Here is an 18,585-nt window from a genome sequence, read left to right on the forward strand (position 1 = left end):
GCGCGACCCAATTCTAGCTTTCGATCAATGGACCTCTGCGGATTGCATTTTCGGTGTCCGCAGAGTGCGCCAGGCAATCAGAATCGCAATAACCGCCAAACCGAACGTCACCCACGAAACCAAACCGATTCCACCTTCAAATGCCCTTCCCGCCTGCGCCATCAACTCACTTGCTTGATCACCCGACAAGTCTGCCGCCACATGATAGGCGCCAGACAGCGTCTCGCTCGCCAGCATCATCTGCACTTCGCTCAGGAACCCCGGAAGCTGCAATGCGCCGCGATAGTAGGCGGTAACGACGCCACCGAGCACTGTCGTCCCCAAAACTACGCCCACTTCATAGGCCGTTTCGCTAATGGCCGACGCGGCACCCGCCTTAGCCGGTGGCGCGGCTGACAAAATCACATCATTGGACACCGTCGCGATCGCGCCCACGCCAATATTCAGCAAGGCAAAAGCCACCACCAGAACGATCAGGCTACTGCCCATGCTGGCGACGAGCAAAAACGCCGCTCCAGCAAACGCCAACAAAATCGGAATCAGAACATGCACCTGTAATCGCTGAGCGACAGGTACGACCGCCATCCCCACTACAATCGCCATGATCTGACCTGGCACCAACGCGAGGCTGGCACTCAACGGCGACATCTTAAGAACGATCTGCAGGAACTGAGTGGTAAAAAATACGAAGCCGACGAGAAACGCGAGACTCATCAAATTGATCAGGACCGATCCGCTAAAAGTGCCACTGCGGAACAGACTCAGATCCATCAGCGGCACCGACAGTCGTAACTGCCGACGTACAAACATCCAGCCCGCAACCGTGCCTACTGCAAATGCTGTCAGCGCCATCCAGTCGATACCATTACTGGCGCTGTGTTTAATGCCATAAACAATGGCACCAAGAGCCACCATCGATTGCAGGATGCTTATCGGATCAAAAGCCCCTGAAGCATCTCGCTCGGATTCGGGCAACAACAGTGGCCCCAATACCAGCAGTGGCACCAACACGGGCACCGCCAAGAGGAAAATCGCCCCCCAACTGAAGAACTCCAGCAATACCCCACCGACTACAGGACCGAGTGCCGATCCTACCGTCAATGTAGTAGCCCATATCGCGACCGCTAATCTCCGCTCTTCTCGATCCTCGAACACCGAACGTATCAATGCCAAAGTCGAGGGCATCAACATTGCACCGAAAACACCCATACAAGCTCGCCCGGCAATCAGTTGCGTGGCGGTATTGGAATACGCGGTTAGCACCGACACAATCGCAAAACCCAACGACCCAGCCAGCAATAACTTACGATGACCGATTCGATCTCCCAAACTACCCATCGACACCAGCAATCCCGCCAATACCAGCGAATAAGCATCGATCATCCACAGTTGCTGGCTGGCAGTCGGGCGCAGGGCCTCCGCGATTTTGGGTAGCGCGAATCCAAGTACCGTATTGTCAATTGTTACCAGCAATACAGGCAGCATCAGTATGCTTAGGCCCAACCATCGACTTGATTTCCCTTCCCGTTTTGCATTAACCGGTACATCCATCAGCAAAACTCCCTATTGCCAGCGAAATATCAACAGGGGGAATTCGAATTACCCCCATTATTGAATCCTTGGCACTCCTTTGCCAAAGCCTGTTGAGCGGCATTAATTGCGCAGAGAGATCTGTCCGACAATGAAAAAAGTATTTCCTGCTGGAAACACTTTGTCTGGAGCACGACTAATCGGCCGGCATTGGGGTTAGCTTTCTTCATGGAAGCCAGATAGCACAGACAGCAAAAAACCTGTAAGAGCTGCCGCAGGCTGCGATCTTTTGATCTTGCTTTCAAGAATCAAAGTCAAAAGATCGCAGCCTTCGGCAGCTCCTACAGGGGAGTGCGTATAACAGGGGGATAGCTCGGCTCGCAGGTCCGCTCGGTTGCTGTTGCGGTGCACGTTCTTTCGAGAGCCCGGACCTCCATCAAGAAGGCCAAAAAAAACCCCGAACAAGTCGGGGTTTTCGATTCACACAAGCAAACTATCAGTAAGCCTTGCCAGTCTTGTAGAAGTTCTCGAAGCAGAAGTTGGTCGCGTCGATGTAGCCTTCAGCGCCACCGCAGTCGAAACGCTTGCCTTTGAACTTGTAGGCCATGACGCAGCCGTTCTGGGCTTGTTTCATCAGGGCGTCGGTGATCTGGATTTCGCCGCCCTTGCCTGGCTCGGTTTGTTCGATCAGGTCGAAGATGTCCGGGGTCAGGATGTAGCGACCGATGATGGCCAGGTTCGACGGCGCATCTTCTGGCTTTGGTTTTTCAACCATGCTGTGTACGCGGTAGATGTCGTCGCGGATCATCTCGCCGGCGATAACGCCGTACTTGTTGGTCTCTTGCGGATCGACTTCCTGGATGGCCACGATCGAGCAGCGGAACTGTTTGTACAGCTTGACCATTTGGGTCAGTACGCCGTCGCCTTCGAGGTTGACGCACAAGTCGTCCGCCAGCACCACGGCGAACGGTTCGTCGCCGATCAGCGGACGGCCGGTCAGGATGGCGTGGCCCAGGCCTTTCATTTCGGTCTGGCGGGTGTAGGAGAACGAGCAGTTGTCGAGCAGCTTGCGGATGCCGACCAGGTATTTTTCCTTGTCGGTGCCCTTGATCTGGTTTTCCAGCTCGTAGCTGATGTCGAAATGGTCTTCCAGGGCGCGCTTACCACGGCCGGTGACGATCGAGATTTCGGTCAACCCGGCATCCAGTGCTTCTTCAACGCCGTACTGGATCAGTGGCTTGTTTACCACCGGCAGCATTTCTTTGGGCATGGCTTTAGTCGCTGGCAGGAAGCGAGTACCGTAACCGGCTGCTGGGAACAAGCATTTCTTGATCATATAAGTCCTTGAAAGGGCTGTGTGTACGAGTTTCGGCGCAGTCTAATCAGGCGGCGTGCACCTTACAATGCCCCGCGCTGGCTAACCGATGCCATCATAGAGAAATATTCTCGCGGATAGTTCCGCAGATCGAGTAGCCGCCCGTTATTGATAGCAGAGACCGGCAGACTTGCACGCTTTGTCATCGCAACAGGCAATCGCACCACCATACGCCCATCGGCACCCGCTGCGTGAATTTGGCGCTATCATGGCGCAATTGAACCAGCCAACGAGGCAAATAGATGTCGGAAGCAAAGAGCGTCAACGGGTACTTGATCAACAAGGCAAAGGACGGCCAATGGGCGATATGCAACGCTGCAGGCGAGAATGTCGCCGGATCGTTTCCGACTGAAGCCATGGCGATCGAAGTGGCGGCCGTGCTGGAACTGGAGCACCCAGAACCTAAACGACGCGGCAAGGACAAGACCTGATCGACACCTGACATGCCCAAAAGCCCTGCCCTCGCGCAGGGCTTTTTTGTGAAAGTGAGCAGGAAGTGGCCTTTCGCTATAACCTTTTGCTCACGGCGCTGTCACAGGCTTTGCCCACCCCTTTGCGACGACAACGACATGACTAAATTTTTGCCACTGATTGCGGTATTGGCCCTGAGTGGCTGCGCGACGTCCGAAACAACCTACCTGAACAACGGCGAACAAGGCCTGGCCATCGATTGCTCCGGCGAAGCCAATTCCTGGGCAACCTGTTATGAAAAGGCCGATGCGTCTTGTGCCGGCACTGGTTACCGCATCGTCGGCACCGATGGTACGCCGTCCAGCAAGGAAAGCGACAAGACCCTGGGAGTCGACGTCGGCAATTACAAGAACCGCAGTGTCGTGGTGGTCTGCAAGTAAGGCGCCCCTGCCCTACATGTGGATTTCGGCGAACTTGATCCCGAGCCCGCGCACGGTCTCGATCAAGTCGTCGAGGCGACTGAAGGATTCGACTTCATCGTTTTCATCCACCAGAAAATAACTGCGCCCGGCGCTTTTCTTGAAAAACACGATCCATTCCCCCGGATCCGCCGGGTTCTGAATCACGTGTGTGGCAGAGATCAGACCCTCTGCATGGCGCTCACGCACCTGCTCTCGCTTCATGCTCGACTCCAGAAATGACAATGCCGCCAAAGCGTAGCTTTGACGGCATCGTTGCTGACTGGCGACATTCTATCAGCCGGAAATACACGCGGTGGCAGCATTACGTACATCCCATGGGCGCACAGGCACATTGGAAATACGCTCATGCAGCTTGATGCTGCTGCCGCCAGCGCGATCTTCGATGTCAAACACGGCGGCCGGCCCCGATGAAAGCTTCTGCGGCACGATCACTCGCACGCCGTCTTTCTGCGGCTCGACTTGCAAGGCGCCACGGCTATCGGCGAGCTTTTCACCCAGGCATTGCGCGTACTCATGGGGATTCTTGCCTGAAATCACGCTCATGGTGGGCAGCGTCTCGTTAATGTCCTCGACACTTGCACAACCCGTCATCACCAACGCCAACGGCAGGAAACACACACCCCACTTCATACGAAACCTCCGATAAAGACCCTCCGACAGCACAGATACGGTTTTTATCCGAGGCCCACTGCATTTATCCCTCATCGAATGCGTAATATCTGGTTTTAATTGCCAAAGCGGGACACGACCGTCGGATAATAACGCCCCCGGGCTGATAAACTGCGCGCCAATCGCCCAAGCTATCGTTTTGATTTTGTAGAAAAAGCCCTTCTGGAGGCGCCTCATGAAATTTATCCACCAGCGCGAGCACCTCAACGAAGACGACATCGTCGTCATTCAATGCTCGCAAATGTGCAACATCCGTTTGATGAACGACGCCAATTTCCGCAGCTTCAAAAATGGCGGCCGCCACACTTACCACGGCGGTGCGTTCGATACCTTTCCGGCCCGCATCACGGCGCCGAGCACCGGTTTCTGGAACATCACCATCGACACGGTCAATCGCCGTCCGATCAGCGTGACCCGCAAACCAACCCTGACTCACTCGATCAAGATCATCCGCCGCTCCAGCTCGAAACTGAGCTGAGTGACACCCCATTCGCATACAGGCAGACATGACCGTGGCCCAGACGACCAAATACGTCATCAAATACAAACTGAACGGCGAGCGCCGCTTCGAATTTGCCCAACTGGAGAACGGCACCGAAGCAGAAGCCAAAGCTGCGCTGGATGCCCTTCATGGCCAGAGCGAAGACGTCATCAGCGAAATCAGCGTCAGCAAAGCGCTGTAACTTGACCCGGAGCGACAGCAAGGACGTCTGCTCCCGGCGTTGAAGTTCGACCGCAAGCGCCGGAGTGCTGGCGCCCTCCCCGCTCCCTAGACTGGCCACCTCAACCCTGGGTTAAGGAGTCAGAACCATGTCCACCGACTGGGCGCTACTGGAGCAACAACTCGATCAGGACGGTTGCGCGGTCCTCCGGTCGCTGTTGCGCCCTGAAACCTATGACGACATCAGTGCCCTGTACGCGCAATCGGAGCCCTTCCGTTCGCAAGTGATCATGGCTCGGCACGGTTTTGGTCGCGGCGAGTACAAATATTTCAAATACCCTTTACCCGACCTGGTAGCTCGATTGCGCAGCGCACTTTATCCGCGACTGGTGCCGATCGCCAATCGCTGGCACCAACAGATGGGCCTGCCAAGCCGTTTCCCTGACACCCATCAAGACTTCCTCGAACGCTGTCACGCAGCCGGTCAGACGCGTCCGACTCCGTTGTTGCTGCAATACGGGCCGCAGGACTACAACTGCTTGCATCAAGACTTGTACGGCGAGCACGTTTTCCCACTGCAAGTGGCGATTCTGCTGTCAGAACCGGATGAAGACTTTACCGGCGGGGAGTTCGTACTGACCGAGCAACGCCCACGGATGCAATCGCGCCCTCAAGTCGTTGACCTGAAAAAAGGTGACGCGTTGATTTTTGCGGTCAACCAACGGCCGGTCAAAGGCCTGCGTGGTTACTACCGCGTGACCATGCGCCACGGCGTCAGTCGCCTGCACAGTGGAAAACGGCATACCCTTGGCATCATCTTTCACGACGCGTTATGAACACCATGAATCCGACGACCTTTGATTTGTTTGCCGACGCCGAGCCCGAGCAGCAGCCCCGGCACGAGCCTATTGGTGAACAGTCCTGCGTCTTGAGAGGCTTTGCCCTGCCCTGGCTGGACCGCTTGCTGCCTGCCCTGGACGCGGTGCTGACGGCCGCGCCGTTTCGGCAGATGGTCACCCCGGGTGGTTTCACCATGTCGGTGGCCCTCAGCAGCTGCGGCACCCTCGGCTGGACCACCGACCGCAGCGGCTATCGCTATACCTGCAACGATCCGCAGACCGGCCAGCCGTGGCCGGAAATGCCCGACGTGTTTTTACAATTGGCGCAAGCAGCGGCGCAAGCTGCCGGGTTTACCGATTTCATCCCGGATTCCTGCCTGATCAACCGATATGTCCCGGGGTCTAAAATGTCTTTGCATCAAGACAAAGACGAAAAGTCCTACGCGGCGCCCATCGTTTCCGTCTCGCTGGGGTTGCCGGCCATGTTTCTGTTCGGCGGTTTTGCCCGCGCCGATAAAAGCCAGCGAGTGCCGCTGCTGCATGGCGATATCGTGGTCTGGGGGGGCGTGGATCGCTTGCGTTATCACGGCGTCCTGCCGATCAAGGATGGCCAACATTCTCGCTTGGGTGAGCAGCGAATTAACTTCACCTTTCGAATGGCAGGTTGAAGCCCTGGAGTTTGACCGCAAGCGCCGGAGTGTATCGACACGATTGCATGGTTAATCTGCTGGAAACGGGTCAAGGGACAAAACGCCATGACAAACCAAACGACAAAAATCACCACTGAAAATGATCCACGCTGGACTGCCGTCGTTGCCCGGGATCCACGGGCGGATGGGCAGTTTGTCTACGCGGTAAAAACCACTGGAATCTATTGCAACCCCAGCAGCCTGGCGCGCTTGCCGAATCCGCAGAACGTGGAATTTTTCGATACTGCCGAGCAAGCCCAGGCAGCGGGTTATCGTCCGAGCAAACGGGCGGCAAAGGATCAAAGCGACATCGCCGCACAACATGCGGCAACCGTGGCCGCCGCATGCCGCCAGATCGAAAGTGCCGAGACGCTCCCGGCGCTTGGCGAACTGGCCGATGCGGCGGGCCTGAGCAGCTTTCACTTTCATCGGGTGTTCAAGGCTGTCACTGGGTTGACGCCCAAGGGCTACGCGGCGGCTCATCGTTCACGTCGGGTGCGGGAGCGACTCACAGACGGCGGCTCGGTGACGGACGCTTTGTACGACGCCGGCTTCAATTCCAATAGTCGCTTTTATGAAGCAGCTGATCAGCTTCTGGGCATGAAACCTACTGATTTCCGCGCGGCGGGCCAAAACAACGACATTCGGTTTGCGGTCGGTCAGTGTTCGCTCGGTGCAATATTGGTGGCGCAAAGTGAGCGCGGGGTTTGTGCGATCTTGCTGGGCGACGATCCGCACCAATTGGTTTGCGATCTGCAGGACAAATTCCGCCGAGCCAATCTGATAGGCGCCGATCAAGATTTCGAGCAACTGATCGCCAAAGTTGTCGGCTTTATCGAAGCCCCGGCCCTCGGTCTGGACTTGCCGCTGGATGTGCGCGGTACCGCGTTTCAGGAACGAGTCTGGCAAGCCTTGCGGGAGATTCCCGTCGGCAGCACCGCCAGCTACGCCGATATCGCCCAACGCATTGGTTCGCCGAAAGCTGTTCGCGCCGTGGCTCAGGCCTGCGGCGCGAATAGCCTGGCGGTGGCGATCCCTTGCCATCGCGTGGTGCGTAGCGATGGCAATCTGTCGGGATATCGCTGGGGTGTGGAGCGCAAACGGCAGTTGCTGGAGCGCGAAACGTTATAAAAGCAAAAGATCGCAGCCTTCGGCAGCTCCTACGCGAAGGTTGCGACTTTTTTATCAACGATTTACATCCACCACAACCCGGCCGCGCAATTGGCCCGCCAGCAGGCGCGGTGCAGCGTCGATCGCTTCGCTCAAACCAATTTCATGGCTGATCAGCGGCAGCAGATTGAAATCCAGATCCTTGGCCAGCCGACTCCACGCCTCTACTCGCTTGGCTTTGGGTTGCGTCACGCTGTTGATGCCGGCCAGGGTCACGCCGCGCAAAATGAACGGTGCAACCGAGGCCGGGAAGTCCATGCCTTGCGCCAGACCACAGGCAGCGACCGTGCCATTGGCCTTGGTGCTCGCGCAGGCGTTGGCCAGGGTGTGGCTGCCCACCGAGTCGATGACCCCGGCCCAACGCTCTTTGGCCAGCGGTTTACCCGGTTCCGACAATGTGGCGCGATCGATAATTTCGCTGGCTCCCAGCTGCTTTAGGTATTCGTGTTCCGAGGTTCGACCAGTGGAGGCAACGGCTCGATAACCCAGTTTATTCAGTAGCGCGATGGCGAAACTGCCTACGCCGCCATTGGCGCCAGTGACCAGTATTTCGCCTTGTTCAGGTGTCACGCCGTTGTGTTCCAGCGCCAGGATGCACAGCATCGCCGTGTAGCCCGCCGTACCGATGGCCATCGCTTGGGCCTCGGTAAAAGCCGTGGGTAGCGGAATCAGCCAGTCGCCGTTCAGACGCGCTTTCTGCGCAAGTCCGCCCCAATGTCCTTCACCCACACCCCAGCCATTGAGCAGGACTTTGTCACCTACCTTGTAGTCCGGATGCCCACTGACTTCGACGGTTCCTGCCAGATCGATCCCCGGCACCATCGGGAATTTTCGCACCACCGGGCTGCTGCCGGTGATCGCCAGGCCGTCCTTGAAGTTCAGCGTGCTGTACGCCACACGCACCGTCACGTCGCCCTCGGGCAACTGATCGTCATTGATTTCTTGCAGCGTGGAGCGATAACCGCTGTCGTCTTTTTCGATCAAAATACCTTGGAACATTGCTGCCTCCTGGTGGGATCACCCGTTGTGGTCTGAATTAAATACCACATCGCAAAAAATTGCCGTACTCGACTTTAAGCCAATCCACAAAACTCTCGGGTTTTTCCATGACCTGTGGTTATAGTTTTTCGCCACCCTGTAAAGTGACTGGCGTTGCGTCAGCCATTGCTGCTACAAATCCGGTCCACCGCCCCTGCCCGGTTTCAATGTCGGAGAACAGAAATGAGCCAATGGCCAGACACTCGCATTCTTGACCTGCTCGGGATCGAACTGCCCATCATCCAGGCCCCGATGGCCGGCGCCACTCACTCTTCCATGGTCATTGCGGCGAGCAACGCTGGCGGCCTGGGATCAATGCCAGCGGCGATGCTGAGCATCGAGCAGTTGCGCGAAGAGCTAAAGACTATTCGTCAACACAGCCAGCGTCCGCTCAACGTCAACTTCTTCTGCCATCAACCGCCACCGGCCGATGAGCAACGCGCGCAAGACTGGAAGAACCTCCTGGAACCTTACTACCGGGAACTGGGTGTCGATTTCGAAGCGCCGACGCCAGTGTCCAATCGCGCGCCGTTCGATCAAGCAGGCTGCGCCATCATTGAAGAATTTCGTCCCGAAGTTGTGAGTTTTCACTTTGGCCTGCCGGAAAAATCGCTGCTGGATCGAGTGAAAGCCACCGGCGCGAAAGTGCTGTCGTCGGCCACTACCGTAGAAGAGGCTATCTGGCTTGAGCAACATGGCTGTGACGCGATCATTGCCATGGGTTACGAAGCGGGAGGACATCGCGGGATGTTTCTCAGCGATGACCTGAGCAGCCAGGTCGGCACCTTTGCCTTGGTGCCTCAAATCGTCGATGCGGTGAAAGTACCAGTGATCGCCGCTGGCGGTATCGCCGATGCGCGAGGCGTCGCTGCGGCGTTCATGCTCGGCGCTTCGGCGGTACAAGTGGGCACGGCCTATCTGTTCACGCCGGAGGCCAAAGTTAGCGCCTCCCATCACAAGGCGCTGCGCACGGCCAAGGAAAGCGAGACCGCGCTCACTAACATTTTCACCGGGCGTCCGGCCCGAGGAATCCTTAATCGCGTGATGCGTGAGCTCGGACCGATGAGCGCCAAGGCACCGGCATTCCCGCTGGCCGGTGGTGCGCTGATGCCGCTGCGCGCCAAAGGGGAAGCGGATTTCAGTAACCTTTGGGCCGGGCAGGCGTTCACGTTGGGCGTGGAGTTGACGACCGCAGAATTGACCCGGCGCCTGGCTGAGGAAGGATTGGCGAAATTACTCGGACGTTAATGTCGGGAACAATACTAACCCGTGGCGAGGGAGCTTGTCGGATCGCCGCACCGTCCCGCTCGACTGCGAAGCAGTCGCAAAAGCCGGGGCTGCTTCGCATCGCAACGGGAGCAAGCTCCCTCGCCACAGGGTAGTGCTCACAATCCAGTTCAATACAGCCAAGTTCCGTTTGCAGGCATTTCGCTATATATTTATTTATATAGCGTTTTCAGCCCCTCGCTACATGTGCCTTCAACGGAGCCGTTTCATGACCATTCGTGCCTCACGTTTTGCCCCCACCTGCCTGGCGAGCCTGCTCGCCGTATTCGCCTTGGGCTCTGCTCAGGCGGACGAAGTCCAGGTCGCTGTCGCTGCCAATTTCACCGCGCCGATTCAGGCGATCGCAGCAGATTTCGAAAAAGACACCGGGCATAAACTGGTGACCTCCTTCGGCGCGACAGGTCAGTTCTACACCCAGATCAAGAATGGCGCGCCGTTCGAAGTGTTCCTCTCGGCGGACGACACCACCGCGCAAAAACTCGAAGCCGAAGGCGACACGGTCAAAGGCTCGCGCTTCACTTATGCCATCGGCACGCTGGCACTGTGGTCGGCCAAAGAAGGCTATGTCGACGCCCAAGGCAAAGTGCTGGCTGACAACAAGTATCAGCATCTGTCCATCGCCAACCCGAAAGCCGCGCCTTACGGCCTCGCCGCAACTCAGGTATTGGCCAAGCAAGGCTTGACCGACAAGGTCAAGGACAAGATCGTTGAAGGCCAGAACATCACCCAGGCCTATCAATTCGTCTCTACCGGCAACGCCGAGCTGGGCTTCGTTGCCTTGTCGCAAATCTACAAGGACGGCAAAATCACCAGCGGTTCGGCGTGGATCGTTCCGGCGGACCTGCATGACCCGATCAAACAGGACGCCGTGATCCTCAACAAGGGCAAGGACAATCCCGCCGCCAAGGCGCTGGTTGACTACCTCAAGGGTCCAAAAGCCGCCGCTGTCATCAAATCCTACGGTTACCAACTCTAAATGACGCTCACGAGTGCCGACTTTTCCGCCATCTGGCTGACCCTGAAACTGGCGTCCCTGACGACCGTTATCCTGCTGGTAATCGGCACTCCCCTTGCGTTATGGCTCGCGCGCACCCAGTCCTGGCTGCGCGGCCCGGTCGGCGCAATCGTCGCCCTGCCCCTGGTGCTGCCGCCCACGGTGATCGGCTTTTATCTGTTGCTGGCGCTCGGTCCCCACGGGTTTGTCGGCCAGTTCACCCAATCACTGGGGCTGGGCACCCTGACGTTCAGTTTTGCAGGCCTGGTCATCGGCTCGGTGCTGTACTCGATGCCGTTTGTGGTCCAGCCTCTGCAAAACGCTTTTTCCGCCATTGGCACCCGCCCGCTGGAAGTGGCCGCGACGTTGCGCGCCAATCCCTGGGACACGTTCTTCAGCGTCACCCTGCCCCTGGCCCGGCCAGGTTTCATCACCGCCGCCATCCTTGGATTCGCCCACACCGTCGGCGAATTTGGCGTGGTGCTGATGATCGGCGGCAACATCCCGGACAAAACCCGGGTGGTTTCGGTGCAGATTTACGATCACGTTGAAGCCATGGAATATGCCCAGGCGCATTGGCTGGCCGGGACGATGCTGGTGTTCTCCTTTGCGGTGTTGCTGGCGCTGTACTCCAGCCGTAAAACCAAAGCGGGCTGGAGCTGATCGATGATTCACACACGCCTTAAACTTGCTTATTCAGGGTTTGCCCTCGATGTCGACCTGCAACTGCCTGGCCGCGGTGTCACGGCGCTTTACGGTCATTCGGGCTCGGGCAAAACCACGTGCCTGCGCTGTATCGCCGGCCTTGAAAAGGTCGATCAGGGGTTTATCCAGGTCAACGATGAAGTGTGGCAGGACAGCGAAAAGAAGATTTTCGTGGCGCCGCATAAACGCGCCCTGGGTTATGTCTTTCAGGAAGCCAGTCTGTTCCCGCATCTATCGGTATTGGCCAACCTGGAATTCGGACTGAAACGAATCCCGAAACAACAGCGCCGGGTCGACCTGGCACACGCGACAGAACTGCTAGGGATCAGCCATTTGCTGGACCGGCATCCGCAGCACCTTTCTGGCGGTGAGCGACAGCGCGTAGGCATGGCCCGCGCCCTTCTCACCAGCCCGAAACTGTTGCTGATGGACGAACCGCTGGCCGCCCTGGATTCCCAACGCAAAAGCGAAATCCTGCCTTACCTGCAACGGCTTCACGATGAATTGGACATTCCGGTGCTGTACGTCAGCCACTCTCAGGATGAGGTGGCGAGATTGGCCGACCACATTGTCCTGCTCAGCGAAGGCAAAGCACTGGCCAGCGGTCCGATCGGACAAACCCTCGCTCGGCTGGATTTGCCACTGGCAATGGGCGATGACGCTGGCGTGGTGATCGAAGGCAACGTCAGTGCCTACGATCCCAACTACCAGTTGCTGACGTTGCAACTGCCCGACACGGTCCTGAACATTCGCGTGACGCACACACCCATGGCACCGGGTCAGGCGCTGCGCTGCAAGGTGCAGGCGCGGGATGTCAGCCTGAGCCTGCACAGCGTCGAACAAAGCAGCATTCTCAATCGGCTGCCGGTCACTGTCGTCAGTGAAATGGGTGCCGACAACACCGCCCATGTGCTGGTCCGCCTCGACGCGGCAGGTACGCCGCTTCTGGCGCGTATCACTCGCTATTCCGGCGACCAATTGAACGTGCATCCCGGCCAACAACTCTGGGCGCAAATCAAGGCTGTCGCGGTGCTGGCGTAACTCACTGGCACGACTGCCGCGGCGTGGGGTCAATGGCTGTAACGGCCCCTGACTCCTCGCCAAGGACAACTGCCATGCCAGATGCACTCCCGCCCGACCTGCATTACGTCGATGACACCCAACCGGGACTCACCCGCAGGAAACTGCGCGGCAAGTTCTGCTATTTCGACCCGGCGGGTCAACGCATCACCGACGCCGATGAGATCAAGCGCATCAACGCGCTCGCGGTGCCACCGGCCTACACCGACGTGTGGATTTGCGCCGATCCGCGCGGCCATTTGCAAGCCACCGGCCGCGACGCCAGAGGGCGCAAGCAGTACCGCTATCATCCACGCTGGCGAGAAGTGCGCGATACCGACAAGTATTCACGCCTACGGGATTTCGGCCTGGCGCTGCCGAAACTGCGTAAACAACTGGAAGCGTTGCTGGACGCTCCGGGTTTCAGCCGTGACAAAGTCATGGCCACGGTTATCACCTTGCTTGATGCGACGTTAATCCGGGTCGGCAACAGCCAATATGCGCGGGATAACCGTTCCTATGGCCTGACCACCTTGCGCAACCGCCATGTCGAGGTCAACGGCAGTGCGATCCTGTTCCAGTTTCGCGGCAAGAGTGGCGTCGAGCATCAGATCACTGTGAAGGACCGGCGGCTGGCGCGGATTATCAAGCGTTGCCAGGAAATTCCCGGGCAAAACCTCTTTCAGTACATCGATGAAAATGGTGAACGACACACCATCACGTCTAACGACGTAAACGCCTATCTGCAAACACTGACCGGTGCCGACTTCACGGCCAAGGACTACCGCACTTGGGCTGGCAGCGCCCTGGCCCTGGCAGCCTTGCGCAAGTTGCAATGGCAACCGGAATCCGAGGCGAAACGGCACGTGGTGGAGATGGTAAAAAACGTTGCCAAACAGCTCGGGAATACCCCGGCGGTGTGCCGCAAGTGCTACATCCATCCGGCGGTACTACAAGGTTTTGTGCTGGGCGCATTGGCGGAGTTGCCGAGGCCGAGAGTACGTAAAGGCCTGCGTGTCGAGGAAGTCGGGTTGGCGATGTTGTTGGAGAAAATGGTGTCTGAGCCGACGAATTGACCTGCCTATTTTTTGCACGATTACAAATGACTTCTATAGTTGATGTGTACACGAATCAGCCGCGGTGAGGCCATGGAAGACATTTTTATCGTGAAGCGTTGCAACAAGATCATCATTCATGGTCGGCGGGAGGGCGAAATCGGCCATCAGCCGCCTGACGCCGCGGTCTGGTACCGCATCGTCGACACCCGCACCAACGGCTTCATCGGTGACGGCTACGATCTTGAAGAAGACGCGCGGTATTTCTGCCAGCAGCTGAATGCAAAGTCACAAATCACAGCCCGGCAAGGCTGACGTTTACGTACCTGTTACGGGTCTATACTGAAGAGAGCTGAAGGAACAGCGCCAATCGGTAGAAAGCTCGCCTCCAGCGGGCTTTTTACTGCCATTTGCCAGGTTTCTTCAACGGAGGTGTTTCCCATGTCCGAAAAAGAGTCCATCACCACCCTGCTCACCCTGCTTGATTCGCGTCAGGTTCGCCTGGCAGCCGCCTGCAAGGAAATCGCCGATTGGGTCGATCATCAAGGCGGACATCCAACCGCCCTCAGAATTCGCGATCGTCTCAACGACATCGAGAAAGACACGCCCCTGATCCGCAACACCCTGTCGGCGCTAAAACCGGTTGATCGGCCTCTGCCGCGGTTCAGATGATTCGATCTGCAAGCTCGATGCGAATACACAGCCTGACACCGGACGCATGATCGGCGACGTTGCTGTCACCGGGCATGTGCCTGTCTGAAGTTTCTCTGTTTCTCCCCCAACCCGGCCAGGCGCCGGGATTTTTTTTGCGCTTTTACCTCGCCAAAGAACGTCACCGATTACGAGAGGTCAAACGATCACACGTCACGAGGAGACGTCCGATGGTCACTCACTTCAAAATCAGCGGGCACCTTGCCTGCGGTCACAAAGGCAACAACCTCACCTCAACCCGTGAACTAAACCGGGTGAAATGCAGAAGTTGCCGCAACACCGACGCGTACAAAGAAGCACGCAAAGCCCAGCGCAATGCTGCACGCCGCGCGTCACGCAAATCGAAAGTCACCCATACGGGCAATGACTGGCGCCAGACCTGGACCGAGCGGCTGACCGCCATGACCGGAAGACAAAGACTGCCACGGGGATTTCGTGGTCAGGCTTTCGTTTAGATAGAAGAAAACCGGGCCGATCAACCTGGCCCGGTTTTCCGGTTTTTGCCTGCGAGCTCAATCGATCAGCAACGCTGGCTGCATGATTTCGCGCAGCGACATGCGTCTGAACGCCTCAACCAGCCGACGCCCTTCTTCTGGCGCGGAAGAAACCGCCAGCCTCATGGTCGCCTCCCCCAGGTGCCAGATCAGGAAAGCAGCATCCGCCATCCGCACCGGGTCCGCACCTGGATGTGCTCGAAGCATCGCGGCCGCAAGCATCGAACCTGCGAGTCGGCTTTCTTGCAGTTCCAGTTCCAGCAGTTGCTTGTCGGCCTGCATACCAGACCAGATATCACGCATCGCCGGCGTAGACAGAACAATCTCGTAATACTCATCAAGCAATCCAGAAAAGGCCGCTTGCAGTCCTTGCATATCCTCGACCGCCCCCAGCGCCTCCTCGATGCAACGACGGCTTTCGGCGTTGTAGCGCTCGGCCAATGTGCGGATGACTGAACTTTTGTCAGGAAAGTATTGATACAGAGAACCGATCGAAATTTCCGAGCGCTCAGCAATCTCACTCATCTTCAACTGATCGCTGCCCTTGGCCGCAATCAACTGCGTCGCTACGGCGAGAATCCGCTCCTGACGCTCGCGGCTGCGTCGTTGCGTTGGGTTGCGTCGAGTCGGCTCGGAAACTGGATGGTTAATCGCGTCGGAAGTCTTTTTGCGCACGGAGATACTACCCGATCAATAACATGACATTGCCTCACCTTAGCACTGCGAACGTGCCCGCCCAATAGGCAGATCCGTACGTCGGTTTATACGTTTCTGGTGATTGACGAGAGAACGTGAGCGTTTATCATCTTTTAAACGTGAGCATCACTCACATTAACCGATGGAGATGAACGCGATGGACCACAATCAAGAAACCATCCTGATTCTCGGCGCAAATGGCAAAACCGGCGGAAGGATCGCACAACGGCTCGAGGCCGCGGGCTTGCCCGTGCGCCGGGGATCCCGCGCAGCAATTCCGGCCTTCGACTGGGAAGACCGATCGACCTGGGACGCCGCGCTCAATGGTGTTCACGCGGTTTACATTTCCTATCAACCGGACCTCGCAGTGCCCGGCGCCCTCGAAACAGTCCAGGCGTTCACTGACCTGGCCGTCAGGAACGGCGTCCGAAAATTAGTGTTGTTATCCGGACGCGGTGAACACGAAGCAGAACAGGCCGAACGCGTCGTGCAGAACAGCGGCGTCGACTGGACAATCCTGCGCGCGAGCTGGTTCTGCCAGAACTTCAGTGAAGCGCATTTTCTTGAGCCGATCCTGCAAGGCGAGTTGGCGCTACCTGTCGGCAACATCGCGGAGCCATTTGTCGATGTAGAAGACATCGCTGAAATCGCCGTCGCCGCGTTGACCCAAACCGGGCATTCCGACCAACTCTATGAACTGACAGGACCACGAGCGATAACGTTTTCCGAAGCCGTCGCCGAGATCGCCCGCGCGACACATCGCGATATAAATTTTGTGGCCGTCCCACCGGACGCCTATCGCGATGCGCTGGAGCAGGAACAGCTGCCAGCGCAACTAATCAACCTTGTGCTGTATCTGTTCACCACCGTGCTCGACGGCCGCAACACAGCGGTTACCGATGGCGTGCAGCGTGCCCTGGGCCGCCCGGCGCGCGACTTCAGTGACTATGTCCAGCGCACCGCCGCTACGGCAGTCTGGGCAAGCGGGGACTAGTCCGACGCAATGCATTGGCGGCATTCAGCTTCCTCAACTAGGGTCTCTTTCGTGTCGAACTGCGTTCCTTTATGGGCGGGAGCCTGATCAAGGAGGAAGAGATGTCATCCATTCGTAGTGCCGAACAAACTTATCGCAAATGGTCGAGCCCGATCCTGCTAGAACTCAGGGAGCGAGAGCATCAGCTGAACCCATCAGATCGTCAGGCGTTGCAGAATATTTTGCTGGAAAGAAGACTGATCAATTCCGGCAATCCTGCCGGCAGTGATCGACGTAAACCGAATCTGGCGAGCGACGACGCTACTCAGTAATGGCCGTTCACTTCTGGGCCAGTGGCTCGGAGCACATAGTTGAAACCCAGCCAATGGCTGGGTTTTCCATTTCTGCCGCTCGTCAGCCTCCCAGCACCTTCCCTGCCCCAGTTCTTCCAACATCTATATCTCTTTCGGAAGACCACAATGATGAACAGAATAATCACTGCCCTCACCTTCGCGAGTTTCCTCTCGACGTGCCCGCTTGTAGCGCTTGCCACCGAGGCAACGGAGGCCGCGACTATTCCCGGCACTCACCCAATCCCCTCTGAATCCAACGAAGAAAAGGCCAACAAAAAAGGTGAGGAAGCTGCTGGGTCCAACTCCGGCGCCGATTCTGAAACCATGAAAAAAGACACGGGCGCGTCGGACTCAAAGGACGATGGAACGACTCAAGGTGGTAGTAGAGCCGGGAGTTAAGCGTCAGTAACGCTTGTTTGTCCCAGCCCGGTACAGCGTCGATTCTCTGCTTTCTGTCATGCGCACGTCACATCCAGCAAGCACAATGGGATCAGCCAAAAGGATTTGGCCCATCTACAGAAAGCCCGGCTAAATGCCGGGCTTTTTCGATTCTGGTAGTTGGGATAATGTCGGACATCGCGTTATAGGGCCTGGCTGATTGACCCATCCGCGGGTTCTCACTTATTCCTTTGCATCCATCCGATCAACATGAACGCACATCCTGGGATAAGCAGGCCCGGAGCTACATACGCGAACGTCCCTTCGGTGAGCAGCCCGGTCAGACCAAAACTGAATCCGCAAATCACCAACGGGATACCACAGAGAAACAGCGGGTTTCGAAATGCCTTGTCCATAGCACCCTCTCCTTTAAATTTTTCAACCCGGAAACAAACAAGGGCTTGCATCAGCTTTCGCCCGCAAACCCTTGATTTAAGATGGTGCCCGAAGCCGGAATCGAACCGGCACGCCCTTACGAGCGGGGGATTTTAAGTCCCATGCGTCTACCAGTTTCGCCATTCGGGCGGTAGCGCGATAAAGCAGTCTGAGTCTTGGCCAATAACGATCTGGCAGTCCTGACGCTTGTGCAGCAGAGGGGGAAATATATACATCCCGTCCCGGTGAAGCAAGTTCGCATCTGTCCTTTTCAAGACTAAATCTTGCAGGACTGTGCAAATAAAAAAGCTCCGTAAATCATTGATCTACGGAGCTTGTTTATTAGTGGAGGCCGAGGTCGGAATCGAACCGGCGTAGGCGGATTTGCAATCCGCTGCATAACCATTTTGCTACTCGGCCTCAAAACATTTGTTGCCAGTAGCTCAACAACAAACGTGTACAAACTTGGAGCGGGAAACGAGACTCGAACTCGCGACCCCGACCTTGGCAAGGTCGTGCTCTACCAACTGAGCTATTCCCGCGTCTTGGTGTGGCGCATTCTATAGAATCCAGAAGCCCCG

General features: G+C 57.2%; 25 protein-coding genes and 3 tRNA genes. 18 read left to right on the plus strand and 10 right to left on the minus strand.

The features are described from left to right. Nucleotides 1–24 precede the first annotated feature (24 nt). A complete protein-coding gene (locus NL64_RS05370) occupies nt 25–1,551 on the minus strand; it encodes an MFS transporter (protein ID WP_034147124.1) in 1,527 nt (508 codons plus the stop codon). 475 nt (nt 1,552–2,026) lie between these two features. Next, nucleotides 2,027–2,866 carry a UTP--glucose-1-phosphate uridylyltransferase GalU gene (galU, locus tag NL64_RS05375; RefSeq protein ID WP_008065368.1) on the minus strand — a complete coding sequence of 280 codons (840 nt, stop codon included), beginning with the start codon at nt 2,864–2,866 and terminating at the stop codon, nt 2,027–2,029. Nucleotides 2,867–3,147: 281 nt separating this feature from the next. Between galU and NL64_RS05380 the strand changes: the two genes are divergently transcribed. Both NL64_RS05380 and NL64_RS05385 read left to right on the plus strand, forming a co-directional pair. Further along, nucleotides 3,148–3,336: a hypothetical protein gene (locus NL64_RS05380; RefSeq protein WP_034147125.1), complete on the plus strand. Its 189-nt coding sequence runs from the start codon at nt 3,148–3,150 to the stop codon at nt 3,334–3,336. Nucleotides 3,337–3,474: 138 nt separating this feature from the next. Then, complete coding sequence (locus NL64_RS05385; protein WP_034147126.1) at nt 3,475–3,756, plus strand: lipoprotein; 282 nt, start codon at nt 3,475–3,477, stop codon at nt 3,754–3,756. Nucleotides 3,757–3,768: 12 nt separating this feature from the next. Here NL64_RS05385 and NL64_RS05390 read toward each other — a convergent pair whose 3' ends face one another. Beyond that, entirely contained in the window at nt 3,769–3,999 is a 231-nt protein-coding gene (locus tag NL64_RS05390) for a hypothetical protein (protein WP_034147127.1), read from the minus strand. Between the two features lie 72 nt (nt 4,000–4,071). Continuing rightward, nucleotides 4,072–4,428 carry a hypothetical protein gene (locus NL64_RS05395; RefSeq protein ID WP_034147128.1) on the minus strand — a complete coding sequence of 119 codons (357 nt, stop codon included), beginning with the start codon at nt 4,426–4,428 and terminating at the stop codon, nt 4,072–4,074. 214 nt (nt 4,429–4,642) lie between these two features. On the opposite strand from NL64_RS05395, the gene NL64_RS05400 reads away from it, so the two are divergent. The 5 genes from NL64_RS05400 to ada all read left to right on the plus strand — a co-directional run bounded on the left by NL64_RS05400 (nt 4,643) and on the right by ada (nt 7,787). Beyond that, nucleotides 4,643–4,945, plus strand: coding sequence for a DUF1883 domain-containing protein (locus tag NL64_RS05400; RefSeq protein WP_007900033.1), 303 nt, complete (start codon nt 4,643–4,645; stop codon nt 4,943–4,945). A 34-nt stretch (nt 4,946–4,979) separates the two neighbouring features. Then, nucleotides 4,980–5,150: a hypothetical protein gene (locus NL64_RS30340; RefSeq protein ID WP_172668643.1), complete on the plus strand. Its 171-nt coding sequence runs from the start codon at nt 4,980–4,982 to the stop codon at nt 5,148–5,150. Between the two features lie 127 nt (nt 5,151–5,277). Next, nucleotides 5,278–5,964: a 2OG-Fe(II) oxygenase gene (locus tag NL64_RS05405; protein WP_034147129.1), complete on the plus strand. Its 687-nt coding sequence runs from the start codon at nt 5,278–5,280 to the stop codon at nt 5,962–5,964. 5 nt (nt 5,965–5,969) lie between these two features. Further along, nucleotides 5,970–6,635, plus strand: a complete 666-nt coding sequence (alkB, locus tag NL64_RS05410; protein ID WP_034147234.1) for a DNA oxidative demethylase AlkB — start codon at nt 5,970–5,972, stop codon at nt 6,633–6,635. 87 nt (nt 6,636–6,722) lie between these two features. Continuing rightward, nucleotides 6,723–7,787 carry a bifunctional DNA-binding transcriptional regulator/O6-methylguanine-DNA methyltransferase Ada gene (ada, locus tag NL64_RS05415; RefSeq protein WP_034147130.1) on the plus strand — a complete coding sequence of 355 codons (1,065 nt, stop codon included), beginning with the start codon at nt 6,723–6,725 and terminating at the stop codon, nt 7,785–7,787. Between the two features lie 54 nt (nt 7,788–7,841). On the opposite strand, the gene acuI is transcribed toward ada, so the two are convergent. Continuing rightward, entirely contained in the window at nt 7,842–8,825 is a 984-nt protein-coding gene (gene acuI / locus NL64_RS05420; protein WP_034147131.1) for an acrylyl-CoA reductase (NADPH), read from the minus strand. Nucleotides 8,826–9,047: 222 nt separating this feature from the next. On the opposite strand from acuI, the gene NL64_RS05425 reads away from it, so the two are divergent. The 8 genes from NL64_RS05425 (at nt 9,048) to NL64_RS05460 (ending at nt 15,130) form a co-directional block, all read left to right on the plus strand. After that, nucleotides 9,048–10,112: an NAD(P)H-dependent flavin oxidoreductase gene (locus NL64_RS05425; protein ID WP_034147132.1), complete on the plus strand. Its 1,065-nt coding sequence runs from the start codon at nt 9,048–9,050 to the stop codon at nt 10,110–10,112. 247 nt (nt 10,113–10,359) lie between these two features. Next, entirely contained in the window at nt 10,360–11,127 is a 768-nt protein-coding gene (modA, locus tag NL64_RS05430) for a molybdate ABC transporter substrate-binding protein (protein ID WP_034147133.1), read from the plus strand. Further along, entirely contained in the window at nt 11,128–11,808 is a 681-nt protein-coding gene (gene modB / locus NL64_RS05435) for a molybdate ABC transporter permease subunit (RefSeq protein ID WP_034147134.1), read from the plus strand. A 3-nt stretch (nt 11,809–11,811) separates the two neighbouring features. Next, nucleotides 11,812–12,891 (plus strand): molybdenum ABC transporter ATP-binding protein, encoded by a 1,080-nt coding sequence (gene modC, locus NL64_RS05440; protein ID WP_034147135.1) that lies wholly within the window; start codon nt 11,812–11,814, stop codon nt 12,889–12,891. Between the two features lie 74 nt (nt 12,892–12,965). After that, complete coding sequence (locus NL64_RS05445) at nt 12,966–13,985, plus strand: DNA topoisomerase IB (RefSeq protein ID WP_034147136.1); 1,020 nt, start codon at nt 12,966–12,968, stop codon at nt 13,983–13,985. 72 nt (nt 13,986–14,057) lie between these two features. Continuing rightward, nucleotides 14,058–14,279 (plus strand): hypothetical protein, encoded by a 222-nt coding sequence (locus NL64_RS05450; RefSeq protein WP_034147137.1) that lies wholly within the window; start codon nt 14,058–14,060, stop codon nt 14,277–14,279. A 126-nt stretch (nt 14,280–14,405) separates the two neighbouring features. Further along, nucleotides 14,406–14,636 carry a hypothetical protein gene (locus tag NL64_RS05455; protein ID WP_034147138.1) on the plus strand — a complete coding sequence of 77 codons (231 nt, stop codon included), beginning with the start codon at nt 14,406–14,408 and terminating at the stop codon, nt 14,634–14,636. A 209-nt stretch (nt 14,637–14,845) separates the two neighbouring features. Then, entirely contained in the window at nt 14,846–15,130 is a 285-nt protein-coding gene (locus NL64_RS05460; RefSeq protein ID WP_034147139.1) for a hypothetical protein, read from the plus strand. A 57-nt stretch (nt 15,131–15,187) separates the two neighbouring features. Here the strand turns inward: NL64_RS05460 and NL64_RS05465 are convergent, their stop codons facing one another. Continuing rightward, entirely contained in the window at nt 15,188–15,844 is a 657-nt protein-coding gene (locus tag NL64_RS05465) for a TetR/AcrR family transcriptional regulator (protein ID WP_034147140.1), read from the minus strand. A 178-nt stretch (nt 15,845–16,022) separates the two neighbouring features. Between NL64_RS05465 and NL64_RS05470 the strand changes: the two genes are divergently transcribed. The 3 genes from NL64_RS05470 to NL64_RS05480 all read left to right on the plus strand — a co-directional run bounded on the left by NL64_RS05470 (nt 16,023) and on the right by NL64_RS05480 (nt 17,590). After that, nucleotides 16,023–16,859, plus strand: coding sequence for an NAD(P)H-binding protein (locus tag NL64_RS05470; protein ID WP_034147141.1), 837 nt, complete (start codon nt 16,023–16,025; stop codon nt 16,857–16,859). A 101-nt stretch (nt 16,860–16,960) separates the two neighbouring features. Beyond that, complete coding sequence (locus tag NL64_RS29360; RefSeq protein WP_080757866.1) at nt 16,961–17,170, plus strand: hypothetical protein; 210 nt, start codon at nt 16,961–16,963, stop codon at nt 17,168–17,170. A gap of 39 nt (nt 17,171–17,209) precedes the next feature. Further along, nucleotides 17,210–17,590, plus strand: a complete 381-nt coding sequence (locus NL64_RS05480; protein ID WP_317846751.1) for a hypothetical protein — start codon at nt 17,210–17,212, stop codon at nt 17,588–17,590. A gap of 218 nt (nt 17,591–17,808) precedes the next feature. Here NL64_RS05480 and NL64_RS30345 read toward each other — a convergent pair whose 3' ends face one another. From NL64_RS30345 to NL64_RS05495, 4 genes are all read right to left on the minus strand, one after another. Continuing rightward, nucleotides 17,809–17,985: a hypothetical protein gene (locus NL64_RS30345; RefSeq protein WP_172668644.1), complete on the minus strand. Its 177-nt coding sequence runs from the start codon at nt 17,983–17,985 to the stop codon at nt 17,809–17,811. Between the two features lie 82 nt (nt 17,986–18,067). Further along, nucleotides 18,068–18,154: transfer RNA gene (locus NL64_RS05485), tRNA-Leu, on the minus strand. Nucleotides 18,155–18,350: 196 nt separating this feature from the next. After that, a tRNA-Cys gene (locus tag NL64_RS05490) sits at nt 18,351–18,424 on the minus strand. Between the two features lie 46 nt (nt 18,425–18,470). Then, nucleotides 18,471–18,546: transfer RNA gene (locus NL64_RS05495), tRNA-Gly, on the minus strand. Nucleotides 18,547–18,585 lie beyond the last annotated feature (39 nt).

Source organism: Pseudomonas fluorescens (assembly GCF_000802965.1).
GTDB lineage: Bacteria > Pseudomonadota > Gammaproteobacteria > Pseudomonadales > Pseudomonadaceae > Aquipseudomonas > Aquipseudomonas fluorescens_A.

Coding starts and splice junctions, on each gene's coding strand:
- NL64_RS05370 (WP_034147124.1), bottom strand. CDS start 1,551: ATGGATGTACCGGTTAATGCAAAACGGGAAGGGAAATCAAGTCGATGG.
- galU (WP_008065368.1), bottom strand. CDS start 2,866: ATGATCAAGAAATGCTTGTTCCCAGCAGCCGGTTACGGTACTCGCTTC.
- NL64_RS05380 (WP_034147125.1), top strand. CDS start 3,148: ATGTCGGAAGCAAAGAGCGTCAACGGGTACTTGATCAACAAGGCAAAG.
- NL64_RS05385 (WP_034147126.1), top strand. CDS start 3,475: ATGACTAAATTTTTGCCACTGATTGCGGTATTGGCCCTGAGTGGCTGC.
- NL64_RS05390 (WP_034147127.1), bottom strand. CDS start 3,999: ATGAAGCGAGAGCAGGTGCGTGAGCGCCATGCAGAGGGTCTGATCTCT.
- NL64_RS05395 (WP_034147128.1), bottom strand. CDS start 4,428: ATGAAGTGGGGTGTGTGTTTCCTGCCGTTGGCGTTGGTGATGACGGGT.
- NL64_RS05400 (WP_007900033.1), top strand. CDS start 4,643: ATGAAATTTATCCACCAGCGCGAGCACCTCAACGAAGACGACATCGTC.
- NL64_RS05405 (WP_034147129.1), top strand. CDS start 5,278: ATGTCCACCGACTGGGCGCTACTGGAGCAACAACTCGATCAGGACGGT.
- alkB (WP_034147234.1), top strand. CDS start 5,970: ATGAATCCGACGACCTTTGATTTGTTTGCCGACGCCGAGCCCGAGCAG.
- ada (WP_034147130.1), top strand. CDS start 6,723: ATGACAAACCAAACGACAAAAATCACCACTGAAAATGATCCACGCTGG.
- acuI (WP_034147131.1), bottom strand. CDS start 8,825: ATGTTCCAAGGTATTTTGATCGAAAAAGACGACAGCGGTTATCGCTCC.
- NL64_RS05425 (WP_034147132.1), top strand. CDS start 9,048: ATGAGCCAATGGCCAGACACTCGCATTCTTGACCTGCTCGGGATCGAA.
- modA (WP_034147133.1), top strand. CDS start 10,360: ATGACCATTCGTGCCTCACGTTTTGCCCCCACCTGCCTGGCGAGCCTG.
- modB (WP_034147134.1), top strand. CDS start 11,128: ATGACGCTCACGAGTGCCGACTTTTCCGCCATCTGGCTGACCCTGAAA.
- modC (WP_034147135.1), top strand. CDS start 11,812: ATGATTCACACACGCCTTAAACTTGCTTATTCAGGGTTTGCCCTCGAT.
- NL64_RS05445 (WP_034147136.1), top strand. CDS start 12,966: ATGCCAGATGCACTCCCGCCCGACCTGCATTACGTCGATGACACCCAA.
- NL64_RS05450 (WP_034147137.1), top strand. CDS start 14,058: ATGGAAGACATTTTTATCGTGAAGCGTTGCAACAAGATCATCATTCAT.
- NL64_RS05455 (WP_034147138.1), top strand. CDS start 14,406: ATGTCCGAAAAAGAGTCCATCACCACCCTGCTCACCCTGCTTGATTCG.
- NL64_RS05460 (WP_034147139.1), top strand. CDS start 14,846: ATGGTCACTCACTTCAAAATCAGCGGGCACCTTGCCTGCGGTCACAAA.
- NL64_RS05470 (WP_034147141.1), top strand. CDS start 16,023: ATGGACCACAATCAAGAAACCATCCTGATTCTCGGCGCAAATGGCAAA.
- NL64_RS29360 (WP_080757866.1), top strand. CDS start 16,961: ATGTCATCCATTCGTAGTGCCGAACAAACTTATCGCAAATGGTCGAGC.
- NL64_RS30345 (WP_172668644.1), bottom strand. CDS start 17,985: ATGGACAAGGCATTTCGAAACCCGCTGTTTCTCTGTGGTATCCCGTTG.